Origin of the sequence: Streptomyces sp. NPDC006516, assembly GCF_040611875.1 — a bacterium.
Classification (GTDB): domain Bacteria; phylum Actinomycetota; class Actinomycetes; order Streptomycetales; family Streptomycetaceae; genus Streptomyces.
This window is the reverse complement of record NZ_JBEXPD010000001.1, coordinates 317,551-344,331: the sequence shown is the minus strand read 5'-3', so window position 1 is coordinate 344,331 and position 26,781 is coordinate 317,551. Positions and strand designations below refer to the sequence as shown.

The following is a 26,781-nucleotide window of genomic DNA, read 5'->3' as shown; positions in this document are numbered from 1 at the left end:
TTCTCCTCCTTGCCGCGGAGCCCTGAGGGGCCACGCGTGCTCTCTTGTGGTTACTCGGGAACCGTAGGAGAGTGGCCTCTGACATGGAAGAACGCACTTTTAAGTGACAGGGGAACCTCATGGTGACCAAGCAGCTCAGCGGCTCGCCCGAGGAACAGGCCGACCTCAGGCGCGCGGATTCGCTGGCGCGGGAGATCTTCTCGGACGTCGCCAACAAGTGGGCGCTCCTGATCATCGAGGCCCTGGGTGACGGCACCCTGCGCTTCAGCGAGCTGCGGAGCGCGGTGGAGGGGATCAGCCACAAGATGCTCACCCAGAACCTGCGCATGCTGGAGCGCAACGGTCTGGTCGAGCGCACCGTGTATCCCACGGTCCCGCCGAAGGTCGAGTACACCCTGACCGGACCGGGGCAGGGGCTGCGGAGGACGGTCGACGTGATGTGCGAGTGGACCCACCGGCACATCGGCCACATCGAGGCGGCCAGGAGCGGCTTCGACGGCGACTGAGGTCACGGACGGGCGCACGAAGGTTCCGAGAGCTGCCCGCCCCGGGACCCGGTCACCCGCCGCTCAGGGAAACGTCAGACCGAGATGCCGGTGGAGCGCTTCCCTCTGCCCGGGTGTGGCGAGGACCATGATGCTGTCGTAGCCGGCGCCCGGCTCGCGCGCGAAGCCGACGTTCCGCCATGAGCGCGGGTCATCGCCGTGTGCGGTTTCGGCGATGGCCCGGCAGGCCGCCTCGTGGTCGTAGTAGTCCACTGCGAAGTGCTCGGCCGAGATGGACACCGGCTCGCCGTCCCTCTCGAACTCGAGGGCGTCGAAGCGGCCGCCCTCGAAACCGCCTTCGCCCTCGACGACCCGGACGCCGGAAATGGTGACTCTGCCGCCGGCGGCCTCGGCGGCGTCCGCCAGAAGGCTCGCGTAACCGTCGTGGATGGAGTCGATGTCGTCGGCGTGGACCGAGACCGCCACGCCGAAGCTCTCCAGCGCCTGGGCCGCCGCGTACTGGTCCAGTTCGTCGTCCGCGTAGGTGGCGGCGCGATGGAGAACACTGCGCATCTTCTCCTCCGACACCATGCCGGTCTCGTGGAGGAGCGCACCGATGCGCCTGTAGGTCGTCGAGGATTCGGTCGGCATCCTGGACATCCTGCCGGACGACGGCCGGGCGTTCCGTGGTGGGGGGTGTGGCGCCAGCCTCTCGACCGGGTGCGTGCGGGACGCCGGTACGTCGGGCCCGCCGGGAGGGGGACCTGGCGCCGGAGCGCGAATCGGACGCGGCCCCGGAACGCGGAATGGGGCCCGGCCCACAGGCCGGACCCCCCTCGCTTTCCCCCTCCGTCGGGCTTCCCGTCCCCCCGGCCTCCCCGGAAGTCCCGACGCAAAGTACGACCGGGCAAGGTGCCCAAAGGTTGCACGCCTTGACGATCTCTTTACCCTTGCGCCGTCGAACGGCTCTCAGCAGGCATGTTCCAGGTAACGGGCGGCGACTTCACCGATCACTTCGGCCCCGTCGCGGGCCCAGAGTTCCTCGTTGAAGATCTCGACCTCGATCGGCCCGCCGAAGCCTGTCGCCTCGACCTGCGCGCGCATCGCACGGAAGTCCACGCAGCCGTCACCCAGTTGCCCCCGTCCCACCAGAACTCCCGCCGGGAGCGGGGTGATCCAGTCGGCCAGCTGGAAGGAGTGGATCCGCCCGCCCGCGCCCGCCCGGGCGATCTGCGCGGGCGCCTGGTCGTCCCACCAGATGTGGTAAGCGTCGACGACCACGCCGACCTGTTCGGCCGGGAAGCGCTCCGCGAGGTCCAGGGCCTGGGACAGGGTGGAGACCACGCAGCGGTCCGAGGCGAACATCGGGTGCAGCGGCTCGATCGCCAGGCGGATGCCCCGCTCGGCGGCGTACGGGGCCAGCTCGGCCAGCGCGTCCGCGATGCGCTCGCGCGCGCCGTACAGGTCCTTGTCGCCCTCGGGCAGACCGCCGGAGACCAGGACGAGGGTGTCGGTGTTCACGCCGGCCGCCTCGTCGACCGCGGCCCGGTTGTCGTCCAGGGCGCGGGCGCGCCCTGCCGGGTCGGCCGCCGTGAGGAAACCGCCGCGGCAGAGACTGGTGACGGCGAGGCCCGCCTCCCTCATCAGCTGCCCGGCACGCTCGACGCCGTACTCCTGCACCGGGGCACGCCACAACCCGACGCTGCCGATGCCGGCCTTGGCGCAGCCCTCGACGAGCTCCGGCAGGGACAGCTGCCTGACCGTCTCCTGGTTGATGGAGAGGCGGGACAGTTCGCCGGTCATCGGCTTCCTCCGTGGACGGTCAGCAGGGCGCGCATACGGGCCTCGGCCAGCTCGGGGTCCGGGAACAGGCCCAGTCGGTCGGCCAGTTCGTACGCCTTGGCCAGGTGCGGGAGCGATCGGGCGGACTGCAGGCCGCCGACCATCGTGAAGTGCTCCTGGTGGCCCGCCAGCCAGGCGAGGAACACCACGCCCGTCTTGTAGAAGCGTGTGGGGGCCTTGAAGAGGTGACGCGACAGCTCGACCGTGGGGTCGAGCAGGTCACGGAAACCCTGCACGTCCCCGGTGTCCAGGACCCGCACCGCGTGGGCGGCGAGCGGCCCCAGCGGGTCGAAGATGCCGAGCAGGGCGTGACTGAAGCCCCGGTCGTCGCCCGCGATCAGCTCCGGGTAGTTGAAGTCGTCGCCGGTGTAACAGCGCACCCCGCTGGGAAGCCGGCGCCGTACGTCGATCTCGCGCTCGGCGTCCAGGAGCGAGATCTTGATGCCGTCGACCTTGTCCGGGTGCTCCGAGATGACCTTCAGGAAGGTGTCCGTGGCGGTGTCGAGGTCCGCGCTGCCCCAGTAGCCCTCCAGCGCAGGGTCGAACATGGGGCCGAGCCAGTGCAGGACGACGGGCTCGGAGGCCTGGCGCAGGAGATGGGCGTACATCTCCAGGTAGTCCTCGGGGCCGTTCGCGGCGGCGGCCAGCGCGCGGGAGGCCATCAGGATGGCCTGCGCGCCGCTCTCCTCGACCAGGGCGAGCTGCTCCTCGTACGCGGCACGCACCTCGGGCAGGGTGGCGGGGCCGGTGAGCTGGTCGGTGCCCACACCGCAGGCGATCCGGCCGCCCACGGACTTCGCCTCGGCGGCGGAGCGGCGGATCAGCTCCGCCGCGCCCGCCCAGTCCAGGCCCATGCCGCGCTGCGCGGTGTCCATGGCCTCCGCGACACCCAGGCCGTGCGACCAGAGGTGGCGGCGGAAGGCGAGGGTGGCGTCCCAGTCGACGGCGACGGGGTCGTCGGGGCTGATGTCGGCGTACGGGTCGGCGACGACGTGGGCGGCGGAGAAGACCGTACGGGAGGCGAGCGCAGCGCCGTTCGGCGCCAGGTCGAGCGGGGTGGCCCGGGGTTCGTACGGGCCCTGCGGGAGGTGGATGGTCACAGGGTCAGCTCCGGTACGTCGAAGCGGCGGCCCTCGGCCGAGGACTTGAGGCCCAGCTCGGCGAGCTGCACGCCCCGGGCGCCGGCCATCAGGTCCCAGGTGTAGGGCTCGTCCAGGACGATGTGGCGCAGGAAGAGCTCCCACTGGGCCTTGAAGCCGTTGTCGAACACGGCGTTGTCGGGGACTTCCTGCCACTGGTCGCGGAAGGACTCGGTGACGGGGAGGTCGGGGTTCCAGACCGGCTTGGGGGTCGCCGAGCGGTGCTGGACGCGGCAGTTGCGCAGACCCGCGACGGCGGAGCCGTGGGTGCCGTCGACCTGGAACTCGACGAGCTCGTCGCGGTTCACGCGGACCGCCCAGGAGGAGTTGATCTGGGCGACGGCGCCGCCCGCCAGCTGGAAGATGCCGTACGCGGCGTCGTCGGCGGTGGCGGCGTAAGGCTTGCCGTGCTCGTCCCAGCGCTGCGGGATGTGCGTCTGGACGTGCGCGGAGACGCTCGTGACCTGCCCGAACAGCTCGTGCAGGACGTACTCCCAGTGCGGGAACATGTCGACGACGATGCCGCCGCCGTCCTCCGCACGGTAGTTCCAGGAGGGGCGCTGGGCGTCCTGCCAGTCGCCTTCGAAGACCCAGTAGCCGAACTCGCCGCGCACGGAGAGGATCTCGCCGAAGAAGCCGCCGTCGATGAGGCGCTTCAGCTTGAGCAGACCCGGCAGGAAGATCTTGTCCTGGACGACGCCGTGCTTGATGCCGGCGTCCCGGGCGAGACGGGCCAGGTCGAGTGCGCCTTCGAGGTCCGTGGCGGTGGGCTTCTCGGTGTAGATGTGCTTGCCCGCCGCGATCGCCTTCTTGATCGCCTCGACGCGGGCCGAGGTGACCTGGGCGTCGAAGTAGATGTCGATCGACTCGTCGGCGAGCACCGCGTCCAGGTCGGTCGACCACTCGGTCAGGCCGTGCTGGGCCGCGAGTTCCTCCAGCGCGTGGGCGCGGCGGCCGACGAGTACGGGTTCCGGCCACAGCACCTCGCCATCTCCGAGGTCGAGGCCGCCCTGCTCGCGGATCGCGAGGATCGAGCGCACCAGGTGCTGCCGGTATCCCATGCGTCCCGTGACGCCGTTCATGGCGATGCGCACTGTCCTGCGTGTCACGAAAGTTCCTCCATACAGCCGTAGCAAGCGCTTTCTATGCGGTATGACGCTAGCCTGCCGACAGCGACCCGGACAAGAGGGGCCGCGCCACAACTCCTCGGAGGAGAGCCATGACAGTCACCCTGGCGGACGTCGCGGCCCGCGCCCGGGTGTCCCCGGCCACCGTGTCGCGCGTGCTGAACGGCAACTACCCGGTGGCATCGTCCACCCGGGAGCGGGTCCTGCGCGCGGTGGACGACCTGGACTACGTGCTCAACGGCCCGGCCAGCTCACTCGCCGCCGCCACGTCCGACCTGGTGGGCATCCTGGTCAACGACATCGCCGACCCGTTCTTCGGGATCATGGCGGGCGCCGCGCAGAGCGAGATCGGCGGCCCGGGCGACGGCTCCGGCCGCGCGGGCGGCGAGAAGCTCGCCGTCGTCTGCAACACCGGAGGCTCCCCCGAGCGCGAACTCACCTATCTCACCCTGCTCCAGCGCCAGCGCGCCGCGGCCGTCGTCCTCACCGGCGGCGCGCTGGAGGACCCGGCCCACCAGGCCGCGATGTCCGCGAAGCTGGCGAAGCTCGCGGACGCCGGCACCCGGATCGTCTTCTGCGGACGCCCGCCGCTGCCGGACACCGACGCGGTCGTCGCCGCTCTCGCCTTCGACAACCGGGGCGGAGCCAGGCGCCTCACCGAGCACCTGATCGCCCTGGGGCACCGGCGGATCGGTTACGTCGCTGGCCCCCTGGAACGCACCACGACCCGGCACAGGCTGGAGGGCCACCGCGAGGCCATGAAGGCGGCCGGGCTGCAGGGTGACGAGGAGAACCTCACCGAGCACGGCCCGTACGACCGGAGCTCCGGATACGACGCCACGGCCGAACTGCTGCGCCGCGCACCCGATGTGACGGCCGTCGTCGCCGCCAACGACACCGTGGCACTGGGTGCCTGCGCGGCGGTACGGGACCGTGGGCTCCGTATCCCCGAGGACGTCTCGGTGGCCGGATTCGACGACCTGCCGTTCTCGGTGGACGCCGTACCGGCGCTGACGACCGTACGGCTGCCGCTGTTCGAGGCGGGGGCACGGGCGGGGCGGCTGGCGATGGGCAAGGAGACACCGCCGCCCGGGGGCATCGCGACCATCGACGCGGAGCTCATGGAGCGGGGATCGACGGCGGCTCCCTCCCGCTGATCCCGTACGTGCGGGCCCCGCACCCCGAAAGATGGGGGCGACTCCCCCATGTGCCGGGCCCCGGCACCCCCCAGGATGTGCACGGGGGATCCGCCGGGGCCTCCTCGGACCGGGGAGGTGAACGCGGTGGTGGAGAAGGAGACGATCGGCAATGCGGCGTCACCGGACGGCGCGGGCACCGGGAGCGAGGCCCTCGGCCGGGACACCGAGGACCACTTCCCGGTGCGGGACACCGAGGACCACACCGCCGTACGGGACGCCGCGGACCTGTTCGGTCTCCGGCAGCCGGGTGAGCCCTGGTGGGTCGCCGGCACCGTCGGGCCGCCCCCGGCAGCCGAGCCCGACTGGGCGCGGTTCGTCCGGGAGGCCGTCGCCCGGGCACCGCGCACGGCGCGGATCGCGGACCGGCCCTACCCGGAGCTGACCGGCTTCGTCCCGGTCGTCGCCCCCTTCGCGGCGCTGGCCGCCGGCCGGACCGCGCGCACGGCGTCCGGGGACGGCGGCGGACAGGCGGGCCCGGTCTCCTGCGCCCCCGGGGTCCTGGACGGCTTCCGGCGCGACCTGGAACGGCGCCTGGCCCTGCTGGCCGCCCGGACCCTCGTGTGGGAACTCCACGAGGCACGGATCAACGGCCGTCTGAGCGGTTCCGGGCCGCACGAACGCTTCCAGGACTTCGTACGGCTGACCGCGAGCCGGGCGGGACTCGCCTCGCTCGTCACCGTCTATCCGGTCCTGGCCAGGATCCTCGCGCAGACGGCCATGAACGCGGCCGACGCCTTCGCCGAGATGCTCGGCAGGCTCGCGGCGGACAGGGAGGTGCTCGGGTCCTGGGCGGTGCTCGGCGACGGGGACCTCCTCGGCTCCGCCACGGCGCTCGGGGACGGGCCCGCGGGACGGCTCACCGGCTACGGTCCCCACGCCCTGACCGAGGTCGAGAGCGGTACGGGCGACTGCCACCGCGGAGGCCGGTCGGTGATGCTCCTGCGGTTCGCCGACGGCGCCCGGCTGGTGTACAAGCCACGCCCGCTCGCCGCGCACCGGCACTTCGGCGCTCTGGTGCACTGGTTCAACTCCCTCGCGGGTACGCCAGGTCTGCGGATACCCCGGGTCCTGGACCGGGGAGCGTACGGCTGGGCGGAGTTCGTCGAGGACGCCGCCTGCCGCTCGGCGGAGGAGACCACGCTCTTCTACCGCCGGCTGGGCGCGCTGCTGGCCCTGCTGCACGTCCTGGACGGCACGGACCTGCACCACGAGAACCTCGTCGCCCACGGGCCGCATCCCGTCCTGGTCGATGTGGAGACGCTGTTCCATCCGCCCCTGACCCAGGCCCCGCCCGCCGATCCGGCCACCCGTGCCCTGCACGGCTCGGTGCACCGGGTCGGGCTGCTCCCGCAGTTGCTCGTCGGGGACACCACCGCCCTCGACATGTCGGCCGTCGGCGGCGGCCGGGCGGCCTCCTCACCACTGGAGACCGCCGCCTGGGCCGCGGCGGGCACCGACACCATGCACCTGGTGCGCAGGACGGGGCGGTTCACCGAGTCGGCCAACCGGCCCACGCTGGACGGGGTCCTGGCGGATCCGTTCCAGTACACAGACGCCCTCTGCGAGGGTTTCCGCGCCGCCTACACCGCCGTCGGCGAATCCCGTGACGAACTGCTGGGGCCCAAGGGCCTGCTGCGGATCTTCGAGGCCGACGAGACCCGCTTCGTGTCCCGGCCGACCTGGACGTACGCCACGCTGCTGCACGAGTCGACCCACCCCGACCTGATGCGGGACGCGGCCGAGCGCCAGCAGGTGTTCGCACTCCTGCGCACCGGCGCCCTGGGGGCCCCCGCGCTGGCCGGCCTGGAGGACGAGGAGATCACGGAGCTGTGGCGGGGCGACGTCCCGGTCTTCACCACGCGCCCGGGTCTCACCGACCTGTGGAGCGGTGACGGGCGCAGGCTGCGCGGGCCCGCCGGACCCTCCGGGATGGCGCGGGTGGAGGCGAAGATCCGCGCCCTGGACACCGTGGACCGGCTGGACCAGGAGCGGATCATCCGTACCGCCATGGTGAGCACCTCCACCGCGCACGCGCACCGCGCGACCGCCTCGGCGAGGCCGAGGACCGAGGCCACCGCACCGGAACCGGAGCGCCTGCTGGCCGCCGCGCGATCGGTGGGCGACCAGCTGATCTCGCTCGCGTACCACGGCGGCGGCCGGACCAACTGGATCGGTCTGGAGCTGCTCGGCGAACGCTACTGGCGGCTCACCCCGCTCGCGGCGGACCTGGCGGGAGGCTACACCGGGCCCGCCCTGTTCCTCGCGCAGCTGGCGTCCCTGACCGGGGCCGCCCGCTACGCCGACGCGGCCCTGGCCGCTCTGGCGCCCCTGCCGGGCCTGCTGGACGCGCTGCACCTGCGGGGCGACGATCTCGGGGTGCTCGGTTCCGGCGCGTTCTCCGGCCTGGGCGGCATCGCCTACGCCTTGGCCGAGGTCGGGACACTGCTGAATGACAGCCGGGTGCTCGACTGGGCGGGCCCGGCCGTCCGGCTCGCCTGCGCGGCGAGTTCGGCCGAGGAGGGGCTCGGGGTGCGCGGCGGCGCGGCCGGCGGGCTGGTGTCGATGCTGGCCGTGCACCGGACCACCGGCAGGACCGAGGCCTGGCGAGGCGCCGAGCGGTGCGCCGAACGGCTGGTGGGGGCGCCCGCGGCGACCGGGGGGTTCGCCGACGGGGCGGCGGGCATCGGCTGGTCGCTGCTGCGGTTCGCCGGGTCGGGGGGCGGCCCGCGCCACAGGGACGCCGGGCTGGACGCCCTGCGCCGTGCCGTGCGGGGGGCCGTCGTCGGCCGGGCCTGGTGCGAGGGTGCGTCGGGGGTCGCGCTGGCGATCGCCGACAGCCCGCAGGCGCTGGCCGATCCGGAGCTCCGCGACTGGCTCGCGGAGCGGGCCGGGGAAGTGGCCCGGGCCGCGCCGCAGGGCGACGACAGCCTGTGCCACGGCGAACTGGGCGTACTGGAGCTGCTCGGCCACGCCGCCCTGCCCCGCCTGCGCCCGCACTGGCTGCGCCGGGCCGGCACCCTGCTGGCCGCCGCCGACCGGGCGCAGCCGCACTGCGGGACGCCCGGACACGTACCTCACCCCGGGCTGCTCACCGGTCTGTCGGGCATCGGACACGGACTGCTGCGGGCGGGGTTCCCCGACCGGATCGGCCCGGCACTGCTCATGCGCCACTCCACGGGGGCCGACCGCGCCCACGTGCCCATGACGATCCTGACCAACGACCGGAAGAAGAGACAGACATGACCCAGATCAGCGAATCGGCCGGATACGTGGACGTCACCGCGGCGCACGAGGGCGCCTTCGAGCACCCCGCGGGCCGGATATCGCTCGGCAACAACGGCGGGCTGGGTCTGCGCAGCAGACTCCTCAGCGCCGCGGACGGGGACACCAACGGCCCCGACCTGCCGTGGACCACGTTCACGGTCCCGATGTAACGTTTCCCGCCAACTGCGCACGTCATGACGGGAATGTGCCTACTGCCGCACTCTGTACGGCTCCAGTAGCCTGCGGCCATGCGTGCGAATTCGCCGGTCGTCGTCGGACGTGACGAGGAGATCGGCCTGCTGAGCAGCGCCCTGGACGCCGCGCGACGGCGTTCGGGGCGCGCGCTGTTCCTCGTCGGGGAAGCGGGGATCGGCAAGTCCCGGCTGGTGGGTGAGTGTGCCTACCGGGCCTACGGGCTCGGCATGCCGGTGCTGCGCGGACGGGCGGGATCCACCGGCCTCGTCGTGCCGTTCCGGCCTCTGGTGGAGGCCCTCTCGTCCCATTTCCGTGCGGCGGGCACGCCGACCGATCCTGAACTGACGCCGTACCACCCCGCGTTGGCCAGGCTGGTCCCGGAGTGGCGGAGCGGGGCTGCGGCCGGCTACACGGAGACCGTGGTCGAGCTGGCGGAGGCCCTGCTGAGGCTGCTGTCCGTCCTGGGCCGGGAGAGCGGCTGCGTGATGCTGCTGGAGGACCTCCACGACTGCGACACGGAGACCGTCGCCGTCGTCGAGTACGTCGTCGACAACCTGGCGGACCTCCCCGTGCTGCTGCTGGGCACCCTGCGCCAGGAGCCCGGCAGCGCCCCGGACCTCGTACGCTCCGCGGAGCAGCGCCACACCGCGACGGTGGTGGAGTTACGGGGGCTCGACGACGCGCAGGTGCGGGCCCTGACCGGGGCCTGTCTGGAGACGCCGCCCGAGCTGATCCCCGAAGCGGTGCAGCGCCGCCTGGTCGAGCGTGCGGCGGGCAACCCCTATCTGGTCGAGGTGCTGCTCGACGACCTGCTGGACACCGGCAGACTGCGGCGTACCGGGGACGGCTGGGAGGCGGCGGACCAGCCCGACGGAATGCTCCCGTCGCGCATCCTGCGGAGCTGGTCGCACCGGCTCGACCGGATGGACGAGCCGGTACGGGACCTGTTGCTGACGGCGGCCACCCTGGGCGGCCAGTTCTCCGTGCCGGTCCTCCAGGCCGTCACCGGGCTGGAGGACCGGGCCCTGTTCACGCATCTGCGGTCCGCGGTCGAGACGGGAGTGATCGCCCCCGACGGGGCGGCTCCCGACCGCTACGCCTTCCGGCACACGCTCACCGCCGAGGCGCTGGTCTCCTCCCTCGCACCGGCGGAGCGGGCGGCCCTGGCCCGGCGCGCCGCGGCGGCCGTCGAACGGTCCGGGGAACCGCTGGACGAGGACCGGCGGCAGCTCGTGGCCGCGCTGGAACTCGCGGCGGGCAACCGGGAACGGGCCGCGCGCCAGTTCGCCGAGGCGGGACGGCGGATGCTGGCCGCGGGTTCGCACGGCTCGGCCGTGGTGCTGCTGGAACGTTCCCGCTCCCTGGCGGCGGACGCCGACGTCGCCGCCGTCACCGAGTCCCTGGCGGTGGCCAGGGCCGAGGGCGGCGACCTGGACGGGGCCCTGGCCCTGGCCGACTCCCTGCCTTCGCTGCCCGCGCGCTCGGAGGCGGCGGCCAGGCGCGGGGACGCCCACATCAAGATCGCCTGGGTAGCCGTCATGGCGGAGCGCCCTAAGGACACGGCACGTCAGATCGGCATGGCCAGGGCCCTGTTCGGCCCGTCGCCGTCACCGGCGCGCCGGGCTTCGCTCGCCGTGGTCGACGGGCATCTCTCGCTGCTCCCCGGTGAGGACCCGCGCGATCCGGAGGCTGCCGAACTGGCCGCGCGCCGGGCCGCCGAGACCGCCGAGGCGGAAGGGCTTCCGGTCGTGGCGTGCCAGGCCTGGCAGTTGCTGGCGCTCCTGCACCGGGAGCGGGGGTTCGACGCCGCCGAGGTGTGCCTGGAGCGGATGCTCACCCTGTCCACCGAGCACTCCCTGCCGCTCTGGCGGGTGGAGGCTCTGGTGCGTCTGGGGGTGAACGCCTTCATGCGCACCGGAGACGCGGCCCGTCTGCACTCGGCGCGGGCGGCTGCGGAGGAGCTGGGCTCACTGCTGCTTGCGCAGACGGTCGACGGGCTGCTCGCGATGAACGCCGTGATGTGCGCCCGGTGGGAGGAGGCGGAGGAGATCACCGCCCGGTCGGTGGAGGCGAGCGCCAGGATCGGCAACCACGGCGCGCACCGTTACCTGCTGCTGGCCGGGGCGGCGGCAGCGGCTCACCGGGGCCGCCGCCGGGAGACGGAGCGCGCCCTCACCGCGTTCCGCCGGGCGGGAGGCGAGCAGTCCGCGCTGGCCCCCCTGCGGCTGGGCTTCTGCGGGGCCTTCGGCGCGCTGCTGGAGGAGGACCGCCCCGGGGCGGTCGCGGCACTGGACACCGCCCTGGCCTGGGAGCGGGACCACCCCAGTTACTACTACCTCAGCGGACGCTACGGACTGCGCCCTCTGCTGCGGGTGCTGACCGGCGTCGCGGGGCGCGCGGAGTACGAGGAGGTGGCCGGGGCGCCGGGTGCCGCCCTGGCCTGGAACAGGCAGTTCCTCGAACTGGCGGAGGCGGTGCTGCTCGGCAGGGAGGGTGATCATGCCGGAGCCGCACGGCGGGTGGCGGCCTTCCACACCCGGTCCACGGCTTTCCCCGTCGCACGGCATCTGGGCCTGCGGCTGGTCGCGGACGCGGCGCTGGCGGACGGGTGGGGCGAGCCGGTCGTGTGGCTGCGCACCGCCGAGGAGTTCTTCCACGCGGCCGGAGTGCAGCCGGCCGCCGCCGCCTGCCGTGCGGCGCTGCGGCAGGCCGGGGTGAGCGTGGCCCAGCACCGCGGCGGCCGGGACCGGATTCCCCCGCCGCTGCGTACGAACGGGGTGACTCCGCGCGAGTACGAGGTGTTCGTCCTGCTGGCGGAGCGACCGGGCAACCAGCAGATCGCCCGGCGGCTGTCCATCTCGCCCCGCACGGTGGAGAAGCACCTGGCCAGTCTGCTGAGCAAGACCGGAAGGGCGAACCGCTCGGCCCTGTGCGAGTTCGCCGCGGAGTGCGCCGACCTGCTCTGATCATGCGGCGCGGGCAAGGGGACGGGCGTCGGGCTCCGGCGTACGGAGGGCCTGGGACGGACCTCGGAACCCGGTGTACGGGTGCCTGGGACGGGCCTGGGGCGCCGGCGTAGGGGCAACGGCCCTGGTACGCGTCTCTGACCCCCATGTACGGGGGCGAGGCCCGTCCACGTGGGGGAGCCGCCCCGCAACATGGGGGCGTCGGGCGGCAGAGGTCGGGTGCGTGACGCGGAAGATGCGGGACGCCCACCGATGTGCCCCGTTCCGTGGCGCGGCAGCATCGGCGGAGTACGGCAGATCGTCGCCCCTCCCCCGGCCAGGAGGCCCGCTGATGCCCCTTCCCCCTGTCCGCCCCGGCGCGCCCGGCGCGGTGTACTTCTCCCTGCTCGGGCCGCTCTCGGCGGTGATCGACGGCAGACCGCTGCCGCTCGGGCCACGTAAGCAGAGGCTGGTGCTGGCCACCCTGCTGTCCCGGCCCAACACCCCCGTGCCGGTCGACGTGCTGACCGACGTGGTGTGGCCGGAGGGTCCGCCACGGACGGCGCGCAAGAACCTGCAGGTCTATGTCAGCGCCGCCCGTGCGCTGTTCGGGGCCGTGGACGGCGACGACCGGGGCAGGGTGGTGCACGACTGCGGCGGCTACCGGCTGCGGGTGGAGGAGGGCGAGCTCGACACCCTGCGCTTCAGGACGCTGGCACGGGCGGGCCGCGCGGCGGGCGAGCGGGGCGACCTGCGCACGGCCGCCCGGCTGCTGCGGGAGGCCCTTGACCTGTGGGGGGAACGTCCGCCGCTGCACGACCTCCGGGACTCCGCGGGGGTGGCCGAGGAGGCCGAGCGTCTGGAGGCCCGATGTCTCACGGTCTACGAGGACTGGGCAGAGGCCGAGATCGAGACGGGCCGTGCGGGGGTCGCGCTGGACGGACTCAGGGACCTGGTGGAGCGCCACCCCTTCCGGGAGCGGCTGCGCGCCGCGTGGATGAACTCCCTGCATCAGACGGGCCGTCAGGCGGAGGCGCTGGCCGTGTACGACGACTACCGGCAACTGCTCGCACGGGAGCTGGGACTGGAACCGAGTCCGGCGATGGCGGGCCTCTACCGGGCCATGCTGGGAGAGGGCCGGGCGGCGCGCGCCTCCGCTCCCCGGAACGCGGCGGGCGGTGTCTCGCTCCCCGCGGACAGCAGGCACTTCACGGGCCGGGAGGACGAACTCGCGGGCCTGCTGGACGTGTCGGGGGACCCGGACGGCGCGGTGCTGGTCGTCTCCGGCCCGGCAGGGGTGGGCAAGTCGGCCCTGGCCGTCCGGGCGGCGCACCTCCTCGCGGACCGGTTCCCCGACGGGCGGATCCACGTCCGGGCGCGTCAGGAGAACGGCGTGGCCCGCGCCCGGAACGACGTGCTGGAGGAGCTCGGGCGGCTGTGCGGGGTGGCCGGGCGGGGCCTGCCCGATCCCGCACAGGCCGAGACCGCCTGGCAGGACTGGCTGTCGCGGCACCGGGCCTTGATCGTGCTGGACGACGTGGCGGACGAGGCGTCGGTGCGTGGGCTGCTGCCCAGGTCCGGGCGGTGTTCGATGCTGCTCACCTCCCGGAGTCAGCTCACCGGCCTCGAAGCGGTGCACAGGACAGCGCTCGCCGTGCCCGGGGAGGACGAGGCCCTGGCGCTGCTCGGGACGCTGATCGGCCGGCACCGTCTGCGGACGGACCCGGCCGCAGCGTTGCGCGTCGTGCGGGCGTGCGGGTGCCTGCCCCTGGCGGTGGCGGTGAGCGGGATGCGCCTCGCGGTGCTGCGCCACCTCCCCCTGGCGGAGTACGCGGACCGGCTCGACGATCCGGCCGGGGCGCTGGAGGAACTGGTGGCCGGAGACGTGTCCGTACGCTCCCGGCTGGCCGCGTGCTGGCGGGACCTGGGCACCGGCGACCGGGGGGCGCTGGTCCGCATCGCCGGGCTTCCGGAGGACGGCGGATTCACGCTGGAGCGGGCGATGGCGGCGCTGGACCGCGACGAGCGGGGCACGATACGCGCGGTCGAGTCACTCATCGGCAGCGGTGCGGTGACCTCCCCCTCGGGCGAGGTCACCGCGCACGCCGCGCTGTACGAGGTGCCGCGGCTGCTCCGTCTGTACGCCCGCGAGGAGGCGGGCCCGGAGGCGGCCGGCGCACGGCAGCCGGCGCTCGCCCCCGGAAGCGGCGCTTCCCGCCTCCTCAGCCGAGGGTGAGCAGGTCCAGCAGGCCGGGGAGGGCCTCCCCGGCCTGCTGGACGTCGGGGTTACGTCCCGCTGCGCCCCCGTCGCGGGAGGCCGCTGCGCCCCCGTCGCGGCCTCCGGACAGGAAGTGCAGGGCCATCAGCAGCCCGGCCGCCCCGGTGCCGAGGTCGGCGGAGAAGCGCCGCAGCGTCGCGCCCGGGACGAGCAGCCGGTCCCCGTCGGCGACAAGGTGCCAGGCGAGATTGCGTACGGAGGCCAGGACGCCGGGCCCGGTGCGGGTCACGGGGTCGAGCTGGCCGGCCGCGGCGGCCAGGCCGGCCCGCCCGGTGAACAGTCCCGGTTCACGGACGAACTCCATGGCGCAGCCCTGGGCCACGCCCGGGATCAGGGCGCTCAGCTCCTCGTCCTCCTGCCGGGCCGTGTACGCCTGGGCGACCAGCGCGATCCCCGAACTGCCCTGGCCGAGATAGAGCAGATGGCGTCGGCCGTCCTTCACCTGGAGGGAGCCGTCGTCCATGGTGACGAGATGCCCGGCGTCACGTACGAGGGCGGATCGGGCGGCCCGGCGCAGCCATTCCTCACCGGTCAGCGCGTGCAGTTCGAGGAACAGCAGGGCGGCGCCGCTCAGCCCGCGCAGCAGCCCGGCCGACTCCGGCACACGCAGGCCGTCCACGTGTTCGCCCCGCACCAGCAGGTCCAGCTCCCTGGCCGTGCGCAGGGCGCTGTCGACCAGGCGCGGGTCGGGAACCGTACCGTCCAGGCGGGCCATGCGGAGGGCTGCGAGCGCGGTGCCCGCCCGGCCGGTGAACAGATCGGCCGACGCGGTCGCGGCTCCGGCTGACGTCGCGCGCTCCCACACCTCCCGGCCCTGCCCGGTGCGGCCGAGGAGGCAGAGCACCAGCGCGGCGCCGGGCAGCCCGTCGTAGAGCCCGGCCGCCCCGGCGGGGTCCCGGCGCAGCGCCGCCGCCGCGAGCCAGTCGGTCCACTCGACGGGGACGGGGGCGCCGGCCCGGTGCAGGGCGTACAGGACGCCCGCCGCGCCGTTCACGAGGTCGGTGCCGCCGGTGGCGAAGAGGCCGGGGCCGCCCGGGAAGAGGCGGTCCGCACGTCCGGGTGTGGCTCCGGCGTGGATGCCGGCGAGGAGCCCGGCGCGTATCCCGGCCCAGTCCACCTCCGGCCCCTCGAACAGAGCGGCGACGTCGGCCTCGCGCCGTCGTGAGGCGTCCAGGCCGCTGAGCAGCCGGGGCCGACGGGGGCCCGCTCCGGCCGGCAGACCGTAGCGCCGGCGGGCCCAGCTCTCCAGGGTGAGGGCCTTCGCCCTCTCCAGCCCGGCCATCTCCATGACCGGCATCAGCATGGCGAGCCAGGTCGCCCAGAGCGCATAGGCGTCGGCCTCCGCCCCGGGGGTGCCCTGGGGTGCCTGGAGGCCCTGGGCACCGGCCAGCGGGGTCGTCGCGTCGTCGAGGGCGGTGGCGTACTCGAAGTCGACGAGCGCGATCCGGCCGTCGGGCCGGACGATGATGTTGGAGGGGTGCAGGTCACCGAAGCGCAGCCCGCGTGCGTGGATCGCTTCCAGGGCCCGGGAGAGCTGCCCGGTCACCGACTCGGTCCATGCGACGTAGGGGGCGAGTTCCTCCGCCGAGTCCGCGCCGCGTACGAGGGCGAAGCGGGCGACGATCTCCTCCAGCAGCGTGTTCCCCTCGATGTGCTCCTCGATCAGGAAGTGGTGCTCCCACACGGTCCGCACCCCGTACACCTCGGGTACGCAGTCCAGTCCGGCCAGCGTCGTCAGCGCCCGGTGCTCGCGGTGCAGCCGGGTGACGGCATCGTCGCCCGTCGCGTCGAGACCGCAGTGCGGGCGCGCCTCGCGCAGCACCACGCGCCGGCCCGTCCCCCGGTCCTGGGCGAGGTAGATCCCGCCCGCGTTGGAGAACTGGAGGGCCTCGGTCACGGTGTAGGGGAAGGTGTCGTCGCGGGCGGCGGCGCGCGCCGCGAGGTGGGGCCGCAGGGCGGCGGGGACCTCGATCCACGAGGGCATCCGGAAGACCACGCCGCGCTCGTCGGGGACGAGCTTCCCGGAGGGGTCGCGCAGGGCGAGGACCTGGCGGCCCTCGGCGTCGGCGCACCAGCGGGGGACGTAGGCGCCGTAGCGTGTGTAGACCGGCGCGTCACCGATCCGCAGGTCGCTGAGGATGTAGGGGCCGCTGCGTCCCGCCAGTGTCCGGGACAGCTCGTCGGCCAGGGCGAGGAACACACTTTCGTCGGGCGGGTAGGCCGCGATGAACTTGCCCGCGCCGCTGCGGTTCATGTACTTGCCCGCCACCAGCAGCAACGCCTTCTCGCTGCGCAGGAATTTGAAGGGCACACCGTGGCGGACGCAGATCCGTGCGGTGTCCCGGAGGGTGGCCTCGGCCTCACCGGGGACGGTGGACACATGGATCTTCCAGCCCTGTTCGGCCGGTTCGACGTGCTCGGGCACCAGCGAGGTCCACAGGCCCACGGCCTCACGGCGCCAGCCCGCCGGAGGCGGATCGGTGTCGAGCCGGTAGCGCGACTCCGCGTCGGGCAGCCGGGCCGGGGTGTCGAAGTACGTACGGTCGGCGACACAGTACAGCTGGGTTTCCTGGATGCCTGGCACGCTCGGCTCTCTCTTCTCGAAGCCCGCAGGAGCGGCGGACGGTGTCGGTGGGCGGCGGGCCCCGGTTCGCGGATCAGTCCCCGGTGGCGGAGGGTTTCGCGCCCGCGGGCGCGTGGTCCGCTCCCACCGTGGGCTCGGTGCCGGTCCCGCTCCCCGGCTCTTGGGGGCGGGTGGGCTCCTCAGCCCGGTGCGGGGACGGCTCCGTCCGCGCCGAGCGGGCGAAGGTGACCACGAGGGCGGAGACGGCCAGCACGCAGCCGGTCAGTGCGAACGCCCAGCGGGCGCCGAAGGCGGTCAGCAGGGCGCCCCCGGCCAGCGGCCCGAACGGCTGGACCATGGAGGACAGGAAGCCCGCCGCGCTCTGCACCCGGCCCACCCGCTCCTCGGGGGTCACGACCAGGAGCTTCGAGAGGAATCCGATGCTGGCGATCGTCGACAGGCACATGCAGAACGCGCACATGAGCCCCGCCACCAGCGGCCGGCTGATCCAGGCCATCACCCCGGCGGCCGCCACACAGGTCCAGCAGGTGGCGACGATCAGGATCCGGGAGTGCCGGGCGGGGCTGATCCGTGGCGCGAGCAGTGCCCCGGACAGCGCCCCGGCTGAGACACAGGTGAGGACGAAACCGCCGCCGACGCCTGACGCGCCCCCGTCGGAGAACGCGGTCAGGGCGGTGAAGGTGAGTGCCCCGAACGCGAAGTTCATGCCCAGGCCGAACACGAGGAGGACCGTACGGAGATAGGGCAGGCCCCACAGGAAGGTCAGGCCCGCGAGGAGCTCGCGCCGGCTGAACACGGCGCCCGCCTTCGCCCTGGCCCGGGAGCGGGTGCGTACGAGGGCCACGCAGACGGTCGACAGGAGCAGGCCCAGCGCCTCGGCCGCGAACGGCAGGGCCGGGTGGACGCCGAACAGCGCTCCCCCGACGAGGGGCCCCACGAGCCGGGCGGTCTGGGTGCGTGCCTGGAGCCGCGCGGTGGCGGTGCCCATCTGGTCGGCCGGGACGACCGCGCGCATGAGGCCGAAGACGGCCGGCCCGTAGACGCTGCCGATCACCGCGCCCGCCGCGGCGGCGAGCAGGACGAGTGTCATGGGGACGTGCCCGGACCAGACGGCCGCGGTGAGCGCGGTGACGACGATCAGGCTGCCGACGTCGCAGATCCGCATCAGCCGGCGGCGTTCGACACGGTCGGCCATCACCCCGCCGGGCAGCATCGTGATCAGCACGGCTCCCACGGACACCGTCCCGATGGCTCCGGCCTGCACCGCCGATCCGGTCTCCTTGAGCACCAGCAACGGAAGGGCGAGGGCACTCATCTGCCCGCCCAGGACCGCGAAGAGGCCGCTCAGCCAGAGCAGCCGGAAATCCCTGTTGCCGCGCAGCGGCGTGGTCATCGTGAACTCCCGGGGACGGTCTGGGTCGTGACGAGGGGTGCGGGCCCGTCCGGGCCGCGGAAGCGACGGCGGGGCGGCTCCGTCACGACGGAACCGCCCCACATCACCGGCCGGCCGGGCGCCACGGCGGGAGTTCCTGCAGCTGCCCGCCGCGGCGCCGCCCGGTGCGTCCGGCTAGTCCGCCAGGACGACGCTGATCACGCTGACGCAGCTGCCGCCGGGGGCCTCGATCTCCTTGTTGGCCGTCTCCTGGAGGTCCAGTACGGAGTGCGCCTCGACCTCGGGGGTCTCCTCGTTGTTGTCGTCGGCGGCGGGCTTGGTGTTCTCGGCCATGATGGTCTCCGTCCACTCGTGACTGCACTGGTTCCGGGGGCCCTGAGATGCCGGGTTCCGGTGCGGCGGGCCGTTGCCTGCCGTTGCCGAGAAAGTTAGGAGGGACCGCCTGGCGAACGCTTCGGCAGCGGTATGGCGCCGGTATCGGCCCAGTTCAGGACGGCTTCCCGTACCGTCCCCGGGCCGCGCGGCGCGTGCGGGCCCCCTCCTGAGCTGCGCCCATACCGCTCCTGAAGCATCTGTGGACCGTCGCCGAACCACCGCACCGCAGCCTGGAGGCACTTCCGCGCACGCCGGTGGGTCCACGAGCCACGGACCCACGGCGCGCACGCTCCGGCCCCGCGAAGGAGGCGGTCCCGCATGGAACTCGGCGAACTCGTCGGACGGCGGCCCTTCCCCGCCGCCGGCCTGCTGCTCGGCCTCACCCGGCGCTGCCCGCTGAGCTGCGCCCACTGCTCGACCGGATCGTCCCTGACCGCGCGGGAGGAACCGGACGCGGGCGCCTTGGTGCGCTTCGTGGGCTCGTTCACCCGGGCGAACCGTCCCGACGTGGTGATGCTGACCGGTGGCGAACCGCTGCTGATGCCGGCGCTCGTCGAGGAGCTGAGCGCCCGGGCCCGCGCGGCGGGGTCGCGTACGGCGCTGCTCAGCGGCATGTTCTTCGCCCGCTCCCGGGAGATCCCGCCGCCGGTCCTGCACGCGATCGGGGGCGTGGACCACTTCTCCGCCAGCCTCGACGCCCACCACGAGCGGGAGATCCCCCGGGCCGACGTGTTCCGCGCGGTGCACCGGATCCGGGCGACGGGTGTGGCGGTGAGCTTCCACCTGACCGGTACGGGGGCCGACGACCCCTACCTCGCGGACGTCACCCGCGCCGTCGACACGGAGTTCGGCGGCCAGGTCCCCTCGCTGGTCAACGAGGTGCGGCCGTTCGGCAGGGCGGCCTCCTGGGCCGCGCCCGCCCGTACCGCCCCCGAGCCCGGCACGGTCTCCCCGTGCGCCATGGCCGCCTGGCCGGTGGTGGCCTTCGACGGGGCGGTGCTCGCCTGCTGCAACCAGGACACCGTGGACCTGCGGCCCGCTCCCGCCCATCTGTACCTCGGGCACATCGGCACCGACGACTGGGCGACCGTGCGCGGCCGGGCACTGGAGTCACCGGTGCTGCGGATGATCCGCACGGTCGGCCCCGCCCATCTGGCGGCGCGCGCGGGGGTGTCGCGGGAGGGCGCCTCGTACTGTGACGGCTGCCGGGCCCTGGGCTCCGGGAACCGGGTCGCGGACGAGGCCCGTTCGGTGGCGTCGGGGGCCGCCGGGGCGCTGCTGGACCTGGTCGCGGCGCGGCGGGGGGCGGCGGAGGGCGCGGTGGGTGTCGTACGGCACCACGGCTGCGCCGCGTACGCGCCCCTGGTCCTGGCCCGCGTTCCCGTCGGGGACGGTGCCGGATGAGTACGCACGGGCCGAGTTCCTCGGCGCGGCTGCGGGTCACGCTCCGGCTGCTGGACGCGGAACTGCTGGGCGCGATGGAGCACATGTGGCGCGCGGAGGAGCTGCTGCCGCGCTACCGGCGCTATCTGTGCACCATGCACGCCGTGGTGCGTGCCTCCGTCCCGCTGATGGAACGCGCCCTGGAGCGGGCCACGCTGCTGGACGCAGGGGGTGACCCGCTGGGCGGTCCGCTCGCGGCGTACCTCCGCGAGCACATCCAGGAGGAGGAGGGCCACGACGCCTGGCTGCTCGAGGACGTCGAGGCGGCGGGCTCGCCGCCCGGGGACGCGCTCGGCCCGATGCCGTCGCCTGCCGTCGCCGCGCTCGCGGGTTCCCAGTACTACTGGGTCGAGCACCACCACCCGGTGGCGCTGCTGGGCTACATGGCGGTGCTGGAGGGATACGCGCCCGCCCCGGACCTGACCTCACGCATCGCGCGCGCGACCGGTCTGCCGGAGGCGGCCCTGCGAACGGTACGGGAACACGCGGCGCTGGACACGGGCCACCTGGACGAGCTGTACGCGCTGCTGGACCGGCTGCCGCTGACCCGTGACCAGGAGTCGGACGTGACGGTCAGCGCCATGCACTCCCTCGACGCCCTCACCACGCTGTTCGTCCGGCTCGGGCGCTCCGCGGCGGCACCGCCGCCCCGGGGGGCCGGACCTTCCTCACCGACGGGAGTCACCCCATGACCCGACCATCCGAAGGCGACGGCACCCCGAGGGCGCCCGGAGACGGTGGACAGCCGTCGCTGCCCGCCGCGTTGTACGAGGCGGGGCTGCCGGTCGACCTGCTCACCGACGAACAGCGCCTCGTGCTCAGCGAACTCACGGAGGAGGAGCTCGCCGTGCTGCTCGACATCAAGAGCCGGCTGGACGCGGTGGAACCCGAGGTCCAGGCACACGGCGAGATCGCCGGCGGCGCCCTGTTCTGAGTGGTTCCCGGGCGGGGGCGGTGCCGGTGCGCCGGCCCCGCCCCCGCCCAGCGGCGCGGCCCCACCCCCGGAGAGAAGGGAACGTCATGACCTGCACCACGTGCCGCCAGGACCTGCCGGAGAACGCCAGGTTCTGCTCGTCCTGCGGGACTCCCTGCGCCGCCTCCGCCACGCCCGGGGAGGACGAACGCAAGCCGGTGACGGTGCTGTTCTGCGATCTCGTCGGGTCCACCGCCCTGTCGGGCGTGCTCGACCCGGAGACCCTGCGCACGGTCACCCTGCGGTACTTCGAGGCGATGAGCGCGCAGATCGTGGCCCGGGGCGGCACTCCGGAGAAGTTCATCGGCGACGCCGTGATGGCGGTGTTCGGGGTGCCGGTGGTGCGGGAGGACGACGCCCGGCGGGCGCTGGCAGCCGCGCTCGGCATGCGGGAGGCGCTGGCCGCGCTCAACGAGGAGCTGGACGCCACCCTCGGCATCACGCTCGCCACCCGGGTCGGTGTCAACACCGGCCAGGTGGTGGCGGGCGGTGACGCGACGGCGCGTCAGGCGCTGGTGTCGGGCGAGACCGTGAACATCGCGGCGCGCCTGGAACAGCACGCCGGGGCCGGCGAGATCCTCCTCGGCCCCGACACTCTGCTCGCGGCCGGGCCGACGGTCTCCGCCGAGCCCACCGGACCGCTCCGGCTGAAGGGCAAGCAGGACACCGTGGAGGCCTACCGGCTGCTGGCCCTCGGGGCGGACGATCCGGAGCTGCTGCGCCGCTTCGACGTGCCGTTCGTCGGACGCCACTCCGAGCAGGCGGCCCTGGACGCGGCCCTGTCGGACGCGGTGCGCGGAGGGCGGACAGGACTGCTGCGTGTCGTCGGCGAGCCGGGCATCGGCAAGACCCGGCTCGTACGGGAATGGCTGGCTCGGCGGTCCGCATCCGGAGAGATCTCCTACGGCGCCGGCCGGTGCCGCGGCCACGGCGAACAGGGCACGCTCACCCCTCTCGCCGACGCCCTGCGCGCACTGCCGGCCCTCGCCGCCCCCCAGGAGATTCCGCCTGCGTCCGGCCCGGCGGACGGCGACGCGATGACCCTGCTGTCGGCCGGTCTGCTGCGCGACGGCACTCCGAACGCCCCGTTCGAGGACATGTGCACCGCGCTGGGGACGGTGCTGGGCCGGGTGGCCCGGAAGCGGCCCCTGGTGCTCGTACTGGACGACACGCATGAGGCGGCGCCCTTACTGGCGCGCACCCTGGAACGCCTCGCGGACGGTTCGGGGCCCGCGGGTGTGCTGATCGTCTGTGTGGGCCGCCCGGACGGCACGGCCGACCCCGCGGACTGCCTCCAGGTCGCGGGACTCACCCGCGAGGAGAGTGTGCGGCTGGGGGGCCTGCTGGCCCGGCTGGACGGTGGCGCGGGAGCCGTGGACGAGCGGCTCCTCGCCCGCGCGGAGGGCAATCCGCTCTACCTGGAACAGCTCCTGGTCGGTGGCCGTATGGAGGGTTCCGGGCTGCCACCCACCCTCCAGGCCCTGCTGGGCGCCAGGATCGGGGCGCTCGCCAGGGCCGAGCGGACCATGGTCGGCTTCGCCGCCGTGATCGGCCGCGAGTTCACATCGGCCGAACTACTGCTGCTGGAGACGTCGGCGCGGCTGGCGGAACTGCGGGGGCCGGCGGCGGTGGACTTCCCCTCGCCGGACCGGGCGCACGCGCTGGGGCGCATCGAGGAGGTGCTGGTCACCCTCACCGGGCGGCGGCTGGTGGAGCCGGGGCCCGGCCGGGCGCCGTCCGCCTACCGCTTCAGCAGCGGGCTGGTGCACGAGGTGACGTACGCGTCGTTGTCCAAGCGTGCCAAGGCGGACCGTCACGCCTGGGCGGCCGAGCTGCCCGGGGTGCTGCGGGCGGGCGACGGCGCCGTGGGCGGCCACCTCGAACGGGCCTGCCGCTACCGGACGGAGCTCGGACTGCTCGACGACCTGACCACACGGCTGCGCGGCCGTGCCGCCGCCGCGCTGGGCCGGGCCGGGGCCCAGGCGGCTTCGCGGTCCGACCTGGCCCGGTCGGGCGACCTGCTGGAGCGGGCCGTCGAGCTGGACCCGGACGACGTGGGCTCGGTCCGCAGGCTCGGTGAGGTCCGGGTCGCGCTCGGGCAGACCGAGAGCGGGGCCCGGCTCCTGCGCCAGGTGCGCGAACTGGACTCGGATTCCGTGGAGTCCGCGCATGCCAGGCTGGCGCTCGCGGTGCTGGACCCTTCGGGCCCGGGCCCCGGGGTGACGGCGACGGCGCGTGCGGTGCTGCCGGTCTTCGAGGCGGCGGGCGACGCGGTCGGCCGGGCCAGGTCCCATCTGCGGCTCGCCCAGCACCTCCAGCGCGCCGGCCGGCACGAGGAGGCGGAGCGCGACCAGGCACGCGCCCTGGAGCAGGCCGTCCTGGCCGAGGCCGAGCCGGAACGGGCCGGCGCTCTCGGCGCCATCGGAATCTCCCTGTGGCGAGGGCCTGTGCCCGCCCCCGAGGCGGTGGCCCGCTGCCGTGCCCTGCTGGCGGCACACGGGGAGGGCCGCCCCACGGTCAGGCTCACCCTGAACTGCCCCCTGGCGGTGCTGTACGCGCTCCAGGACCGGCCCCGCGAGGCACACGCCTGCCTTTCCGAGGCCCAGCGGCTGGCCGGGAAGCTGCGGTTCGCCGAGGCCGAGGTGTTCCTGCCCGTCTTCCGGGCCGCGGTGGAGGCGTTGCTCGGTAACGGCGGCGCGGCCCTGGACCTGCTGGCCACGGCGGACGAGGCCGCCCGGCGCGCCGACGCGGCGGGGCTGCGGACGGCGGTGGCGCTGGACGCGGCCCGGATCGAGGTCGACGAGGGCCGGCTCGGGCGGGCGGCGGCCTGGATCGCGGGCATCGGGGAGCCCTCGGAGCTGAGCCCCGCCGACGCCGTCGACCTCGACGGGCTGCGGGGCCGGCTGGCCGCCGGTGACGGGCGTCCGGCGGAGGCGGCCGGCCACGCGGACCGTGCCGTGCGGGCGTCGCTGCTCACGGACTCCCCGCTGGTCCGGGCGACGGCCGAACTGGACCGGGCCCGCACGCTGTTCGCGCTGGGGCGGCCCGCTCCGGCGCTGGCCTCGGCGCGCGCGGCGCGGGAGCACTTCGTGAGCAAGGGGCATCTGCCGGGGGCCCGCCGGGCCGCCGGCTGTGTGCCGGACGAGGCCATGGTCACCACGACGGAGAGGAGCTGACCGATGGGAACCGTCGGAACAGGCACGGTACCGGGGCAGGGACTCACCTGGAGTCTGCGCGGGCGGGGCCCCGAGGACGTTCCGGTCCCCGCCGACGAGGGGCCGCCCGGTGGCCTGCCCGCGCGGCAGGCGACCGGCCGCGGGGTGCGGGTGTGCGTGGTGGACTCCGGTGTGGAGCTCGACCATCCGCTGGTCGGCCCGGTGGAGAGTTCGTGGGTGGTGGTCAAGGATCCGGAGAGCGGGGCGATCACCGTCGAGCCGACCACCACCGGCGACACCTGCGGGCACGGCACTGCCTGCGCGGGGATCATCCGCCGCACGGCTCCCGACTGCGAGATCCACAGCGTCCGGGTCCTGGGCGAGCGGTTCTCCGGCACCGGTGACGTCCTGATGGCAGGGCTCCGCTGGGCTGTGGAGCAGCGCTTCGACGTGGTGAACCTGAGCCTTTCGACCACCCGCACCCGCTTCGCCCCGGAGCTGCACGGTCTCGCCGACCGTGCCTACTTCGGCCGTACGGTGATTGTCGCCTCGGCGCACAACACGCCGGTGGAGAGCTTCCCCTGGCGGTTCGCCTCGGTGATCTCCGTGGGCAGCCACCAGGAGGACGACGAGCTGCACCTCTACAACCCGGAGCCCCCGGTGGAGTTCTTCGGACCGGGACAGAACGTGTCCGTGCCCTGGCTGGGCGGCCGGACGATCCGCACCACCGGGAACAGCTTCGCCACCCCGTACGTCGCGGGGCTCTGTGCCCGCGTCCTGTCCGGGCATCCCAGGATGACGGCTTTCCAGCTCAAGAGCGCCCTCTACCTCTCCGCGGCCAACGTGCACGCGGACCCGCGTCCTTCCACAGCGGCAGGAGACACCCGTGACGACTCCGAGAACTGACGCCATGCTTCCCTCCCCGTCCTTCCACGCCCCGGGTGACGCCGCCCGGCACGAGCTGCTCCAGTCGGTCGTCGACGTGGCGCGGGCGATCTTCGGGGCGGCGGCCAGCTCCGTCTGCCTGCTGGACGAGGAGGCGGACGAGCTGGTCTTCCAGGCGGTCTCCGGCGAGGGGGAGGAGTTCCTGGTGGGGCGCAGGTTCCCCGCGGGACGCGGCATCGCCGGCTGGGTGGCGACCTCGGGTGAGCCGATGGTGGTGGACGACCTGAGCCGGAACACCGCGTTCGACCGCTCGCTGGCGGAGTCCACCGAGTACGTCCCTGACGCCCTGATGGCCGCCCCGCTGATCAGCGAGGCCCGGGTCCTCGGGGTGCTGGAGGTGCTGGACCCGTCCCCGCAGGCCCGGACGGGCGTCCGCGAACTGGACCTGCTGGCGATGTTCGCCCGGCAGGCCGCGGCGGCGCTCCGGGTGCTCGCCCCGCACGCGGCGGAGCCGGGATGGGCGCTGGAGGGCGAACGCCGGGAGGACGCACTCCAGTTGCTCGGCAGCCTGGAGCGGCTGCTGCGGGGCACGGGCTGAGAGGGCCGTACGCTGGGCGCCGCGCGGGAGTGACGGCCGGTTCCGCAGGGCAGGAGCCGGGTGAGTGCCGGGGCCGGTCCCGCGCCGGCCCCCAGTGGAAGGACACAGATCGTGAAGCTCGCTTTCTCGACCCTCGGAGTGCCGGGGATGCCCATCGCGGACGTGGTTCGGCTCGCCGCCGGGCAGGGTTACCAGGGGGTCGAACTGCGCGCCCACCCGGAGGAGCCGGTGCACCCCGGACTCGGACCGCTGGAACGCGCCGCCGTGGTGGAGGAGTTCAAGCGGGGCGGGGTCGAGATCCTCACCGTCGCCGGTTATGTGCGGGTCGCCGCCGCGGGCGAGGACGCGCCGGTGCTCGCGGAGCTCGCCGCGCTGGTCGAGCTGGCCCGCGACCTGGGCGCCCCGTACGTCCGGGTGTTCCCCGGGGGCGGCGACCAGGACCCGGCCGAGGCCGACGCGATCGCCGCGCGCCGTCTGGGGGCCGCCGCTCCGCACGCGGCGGACCTGGGCGTACGGATCCTCCTGGAGACCCACGACTCGCACCGTGCCGGGGCCGACGTCGCGCGGGTGGTGGGCACCGTCGGGCACGGGCAGATCGGCGCGATCTGGGACGTCATGCACACCTGGCTGGCCGGCGAGGAAATCGCTGCCACCCACGCGGTGCTGGCGCCGCACCTCGGATACGTACAGGTGAAGGACATCGCCTCCGCCGAGGACACCACACCGCTGGCGCTCGGCGCGGGGGTGCTGCCGCTGAAGGCGTGCCTCGACACGCTGGACCAGGACAGCTGGGTGTGCTGGGAGTACGAGAAGCGGTGGTATCCGGAGGCCGCCGAACTCCCGGAGCTGCTGGCGGCGGGCCGGGAGCACATCCTCCGGCTGGGCGCGCCGAAGCAGTAGG

20 protein-coding genes are annotated in these 26,781 nt (G+C 74.1%); 13 read left to right on the top strand and 7 right to left on the bottom strand.

Annotation, left to right across the window (positions count from 1 at the left end; all coding sequences use genetic code 11):
* Positions 1 to 119: 119 nt before the first annotated feature.
* A complete protein-coding gene (locus ABZY45_RS01515; RefSeq protein ID WP_356734947.1) occupies positions 120 to 506 on the top strand; it encodes a helix-turn-helix domain-containing protein in 387 nt (128 codons plus the stop codon).
* 63 nt (positions 507 to 569) lie between these two features.
* Here ABZY45_RS01515 and ABZY45_RS01510 read toward each other — a convergent pair whose 3' ends face one another.
* From ABZY45_RS01510 to ABZY45_RS01495, 4 genes are all read right to left on the bottom strand, one after another.
* Complete coding sequence (locus tag ABZY45_RS01510; protein WP_356734945.1) at positions 570 to 1,136, bottom strand: hypothetical protein; 567 nt, start codon at positions 1,134 to 1,136, stop codon at positions 570 to 572.
* Positions 1,137 to 1,454: 318 nt separating this feature from the next.
* Positions 1,455 to 2,288, bottom strand: a complete 834-nt coding sequence (locus ABZY45_RS01505) for a sugar phosphate isomerase/epimerase family protein (RefSeq protein WP_356734943.1) — start codon at positions 2,286 to 2,288, stop codon at positions 1,455 to 1,457.
* The gene (locus ABZY45_RS01500; RefSeq protein WP_356734941.1) at positions 2,285 to 3,427 is read right to left on the bottom strand and encodes a dihydrodipicolinate synthase family protein; all 1,143 of its coding nucleotides are present in this window, start codon (positions 3,425 to 3,427) and stop codon (positions 2,285 to 2,287) included. The genes ABZY45_RS01505 and ABZY45_RS01500 overlap by 4 nt, the downstream gene beginning before the upstream one ends.
* Positions 3,424 to 4,575, bottom strand: a complete 1,152-nt coding sequence (locus ABZY45_RS01495) for a Gfo/Idh/MocA family oxidoreductase (protein WP_356734939.1) — start codon at positions 4,573 to 4,575, stop codon at positions 3,424 to 3,426. The genes ABZY45_RS01500 and ABZY45_RS01495 overlap by 4 nt, the downstream gene beginning before the upstream one ends.
* 110 nt (positions 4,576 to 4,685) lie before the next feature.
* On the opposite strand from ABZY45_RS01495, the gene ABZY45_RS01490 reads away from it, so the two are divergent.
* The 5 genes from ABZY45_RS01490 to ABZY45_RS01470 all read left to right on the top strand — a co-directional run bounded on the left by ABZY45_RS01490 (position 4,686) and on the right by ABZY45_RS01470 (position 14,432).
* Positions 4,686 to 5,750: a LacI family DNA-binding transcriptional regulator gene (locus tag ABZY45_RS01490; protein ID WP_356734937.1), complete on the top strand. Its 1,065-nt coding sequence runs from the start codon at positions 4,686 to 4,688 to the stop codon at positions 5,748 to 5,750.
* Between the two features lie 117 nt (positions 5,751 to 5,867).
* Complete coding sequence (locus ABZY45_RS01485) at positions 5,868 to 9,035, top strand: type 2 lanthipeptide synthetase LanM family protein (RefSeq protein ID WP_356734935.1); 3,168 nt, start codon at positions 5,868 to 5,870, stop codon at positions 9,033 to 9,035.
* On the top strand, positions 9,032 to 9,226 hold the full coding sequence (locus ABZY45_RS01480; protein WP_356734933.1) for a hypothetical protein: 195 nt from the start codon (positions 9,032 to 9,034) through the stop codon (positions 9,224 to 9,226). The genes ABZY45_RS01485 and ABZY45_RS01480 overlap by 4 nt, the downstream gene beginning before the upstream one ends.
* Before the next feature lie 78 nt (positions 9,227 to 9,304).
* Positions 9,305 to 12,217 (top strand): AAA family ATPase, encoded by a 2,913-nt coding sequence (locus ABZY45_RS01475; protein WP_356734931.1) that lies wholly within the window; start codon positions 9,305 to 9,307, stop codon positions 12,215 to 12,217.
* A gap of 331 nt (positions 12,218 to 12,548) precedes the next feature.
* On the top strand, positions 12,549 to 14,432 hold the full coding sequence (locus ABZY45_RS01470; protein WP_356734929.1) for a BTAD domain-containing putative transcriptional regulator: 1,884 nt from the start codon (positions 12,549 to 12,551) through the stop codon (positions 14,430 to 14,432).
* Here the strand turns inward: ABZY45_RS01470 and lanKC are convergent.
* The 3 genes from lanKC to ABZY45_RS01455 form a co-directional block, all read right to left on the bottom strand.
* Positions 14,419 to 17,058 (bottom strand): class III lanthionine synthetase LanKC, encoded by a 2,640-nt coding sequence (gene lanKC, locus ABZY45_RS01465; RefSeq protein WP_356734927.1) that lies wholly within the window; start codon positions 17,056 to 17,058, stop codon positions 14,419 to 14,421. The genes ABZY45_RS01470 and lanKC overlap by 14 nt on opposite strands.
* Before the next feature lie 73 nt (positions 17,059 to 17,131).
* Positions 17,132 to 18,451: an MFS transporter gene (locus ABZY45_RS01460; RefSeq protein ID WP_356734925.1), complete on the bottom strand. Its 1,320-nt coding sequence runs from the start codon at positions 18,449 to 18,451 to the stop codon at positions 17,132 to 17,134.
* Between the two features lie 174 nt (positions 18,452 to 18,625).
* The gene (locus ABZY45_RS01455; RefSeq protein ID WP_329037437.1) at positions 18,626 to 18,784 is read right to left on the bottom strand and encodes a hypothetical protein; all 159 of its coding nucleotides are present in this window, start codon (positions 18,782 to 18,784) and stop codon (positions 18,626 to 18,628) included.
* A gap of 360 nt (positions 18,785 to 19,144) precedes the next feature.
* On the opposite strand from ABZY45_RS01455, the gene ABZY45_RS01450 reads away from it, so the two are divergent.
* The 7 genes from ABZY45_RS01450 (at position 19,145) to ABZY45_RS01420 (ending at position 26,780) form a co-directional block, all read left to right on the top strand.
* Positions 19,145 to 20,230 (top strand): radical SAM protein, encoded by a 1,086-nt coding sequence (locus ABZY45_RS01450; RefSeq protein ID WP_356734922.1) that lies wholly within the window; start codon positions 19,145 to 19,147, stop codon positions 20,228 to 20,230.
* The gene (locus ABZY45_RS01445) at positions 20,227 to 20,961 is read left to right on the top strand and encodes an iron-containing redox enzyme family protein (RefSeq protein WP_356734920.1); all 735 of its coding nucleotides are present in this window, start codon (positions 20,227 to 20,229) and stop codon (positions 20,959 to 20,961) included. Before ABZY45_RS01450 ends, ABZY45_RS01445 begins: the two co-directional genes overlap by 4 nt.
* Positions 20,958 to 21,203, top strand: a complete 246-nt coding sequence (locus tag ABZY45_RS01440) for an aroma-sacti cluster domain-containing protein (RefSeq protein WP_356734918.1) — start codon at positions 20,958 to 20,960, stop codon at positions 21,201 to 21,203. The genes ABZY45_RS01445 and ABZY45_RS01440 overlap by 4 nt, the downstream gene beginning before the upstream one ends.
* A gap of 86 nt (positions 21,204 to 21,289) precedes the next feature.
* Positions 21,290 to 24,418, top strand: a complete 3,129-nt coding sequence (locus ABZY45_RS01435) for an adenylate/guanylate cyclase domain-containing protein (protein WP_356734916.1) — start codon at positions 21,290 to 21,292, stop codon at positions 24,416 to 24,418.
* Positions 24,419 to 24,421: 3 nt separating this feature from the next.
* A complete protein-coding gene (locus ABZY45_RS01430) occupies positions 24,422 to 25,303 on the top strand; it encodes a S8 family serine peptidase (protein ID WP_356734914.1) in 882 nt (293 codons plus the stop codon).
* A 4-nt stretch (positions 25,304 to 25,307) separates the two neighbouring features.
* Positions 25,308 to 25,880 (top strand): GAF domain-containing protein, encoded by a 573-nt coding sequence (locus tag ABZY45_RS01425; RefSeq protein WP_356736538.1) that lies wholly within the window; start codon positions 25,308 to 25,310, stop codon positions 25,878 to 25,880.
* A gap of 111 nt (positions 25,881 to 25,991) precedes the next feature.
* Positions 25,992 to 26,780, top strand: a complete 789-nt coding sequence (locus ABZY45_RS01420) for a sugar phosphate isomerase/epimerase family protein (RefSeq protein ID WP_356734912.1) — start codon at positions 25,992 to 25,994, stop codon at positions 26,778 to 26,780.
* The last annotated feature ends 1 nt before the right edge of the window (position 26,781 follow it).

What these genes read in the sequence shown, in the direction of transcription:
- ABZY45_RS01470 (WP_356734929.1), top strand. Translation starts at nt 12,549, where the DNA reads ATGCCCCTTCCCCCTGTCCGCCCCGGCGCGCCCGGCGCGGTGTACTTC.
- ABZY45_RS01515 (WP_356734947.1), top strand. Translation starts at nt 120, where the DNA reads ATGGTGACCAAGCAGCTCAGCGGCTCGCCCGAGGAACAGGCCGACCTC.
- ABZY45_RS01425 (WP_356736538.1), top strand. Translation starts at nt 25,308, where the DNA reads ATGCTTCCCTCCCCGTCCTTCCACGCCCCGGGTGACGCCGCCCGGCAC.
- ABZY45_RS01455 (WP_329037437.1), bottom strand. Translation starts at nt 18,784, where the DNA reads ATGGCCGAGAACACCAAGCCCGCCGCCGACGACAACAACGAGGAGACC.
- ABZY45_RS01490 (WP_356734937.1), top strand. Translation starts at nt 4,686, where the DNA reads ATGACAGTCACCCTGGCGGACGTCGCGGCCCGCGCCCGGGTGTCCCCG.
- ABZY45_RS01510 (WP_356734945.1), bottom strand. Translation starts at nt 1,136, where the DNA reads ATGCCGACCGAATCCTCGACGACCTACAGGCGCATCGGTGCGCTCCTC.
- ABZY45_RS01440 (WP_356734918.1), top strand. Translation starts at nt 20,958, where the DNA reads ATGACCCGACCATCCGAAGGCGACGGCACCCCGAGGGCGCCCGGAGAC.
- ABZY45_RS01505 (WP_356734943.1), bottom strand. Translation starts at nt 2,288, where the DNA reads ATGACCGGCGAACTGTCCCGCCTCTCCATCAACCAGGAGACGGTCAGG.
- ABZY45_RS01445 (WP_356734920.1), top strand. Translation starts at nt 20,227, where the DNA reads ATGAGTACGCACGGGCCGAGTTCCTCGGCGCGGCTGCGGGTCACGCTC.
- ABZY45_RS01430 (WP_356734914.1), top strand. Translation starts at nt 24,422, where the DNA reads ATGGGAACCGTCGGAACAGGCACGGTACCGGGGCAGGGACTCACCTGG.
- ABZY45_RS01450 (WP_356734922.1), top strand. Translation starts at nt 19,145, where the DNA reads ATGGAACTCGGCGAACTCGTCGGACGGCGGCCCTTCCCCGCCGCCGGC.
- ABZY45_RS01475 (WP_356734931.1), top strand. Translation starts at nt 9,305, where the DNA reads ATGCGTGCGAATTCGCCGGTCGTCGTCGGACGTGACGAGGAGATCGGC.
- ABZY45_RS01435 (WP_356734916.1), top strand. Translation starts at nt 21,290, where the DNA reads ATGACCTGCACCACGTGCCGCCAGGACCTGCCGGAGAACGCCAGGTTC.
- ABZY45_RS01480 (WP_356734933.1), top strand. Translation starts at nt 9,032, where the DNA reads ATGACCCAGATCAGCGAATCGGCCGGATACGTGGACGTCACCGCGGCG.
- ABZY45_RS01460 (WP_356734925.1), bottom strand. Translation starts at nt 18,451, where the DNA reads ATGACCACGCCGCTGCGCGGCAACAGGGATTTCCGGCTGCTCTGGCTG.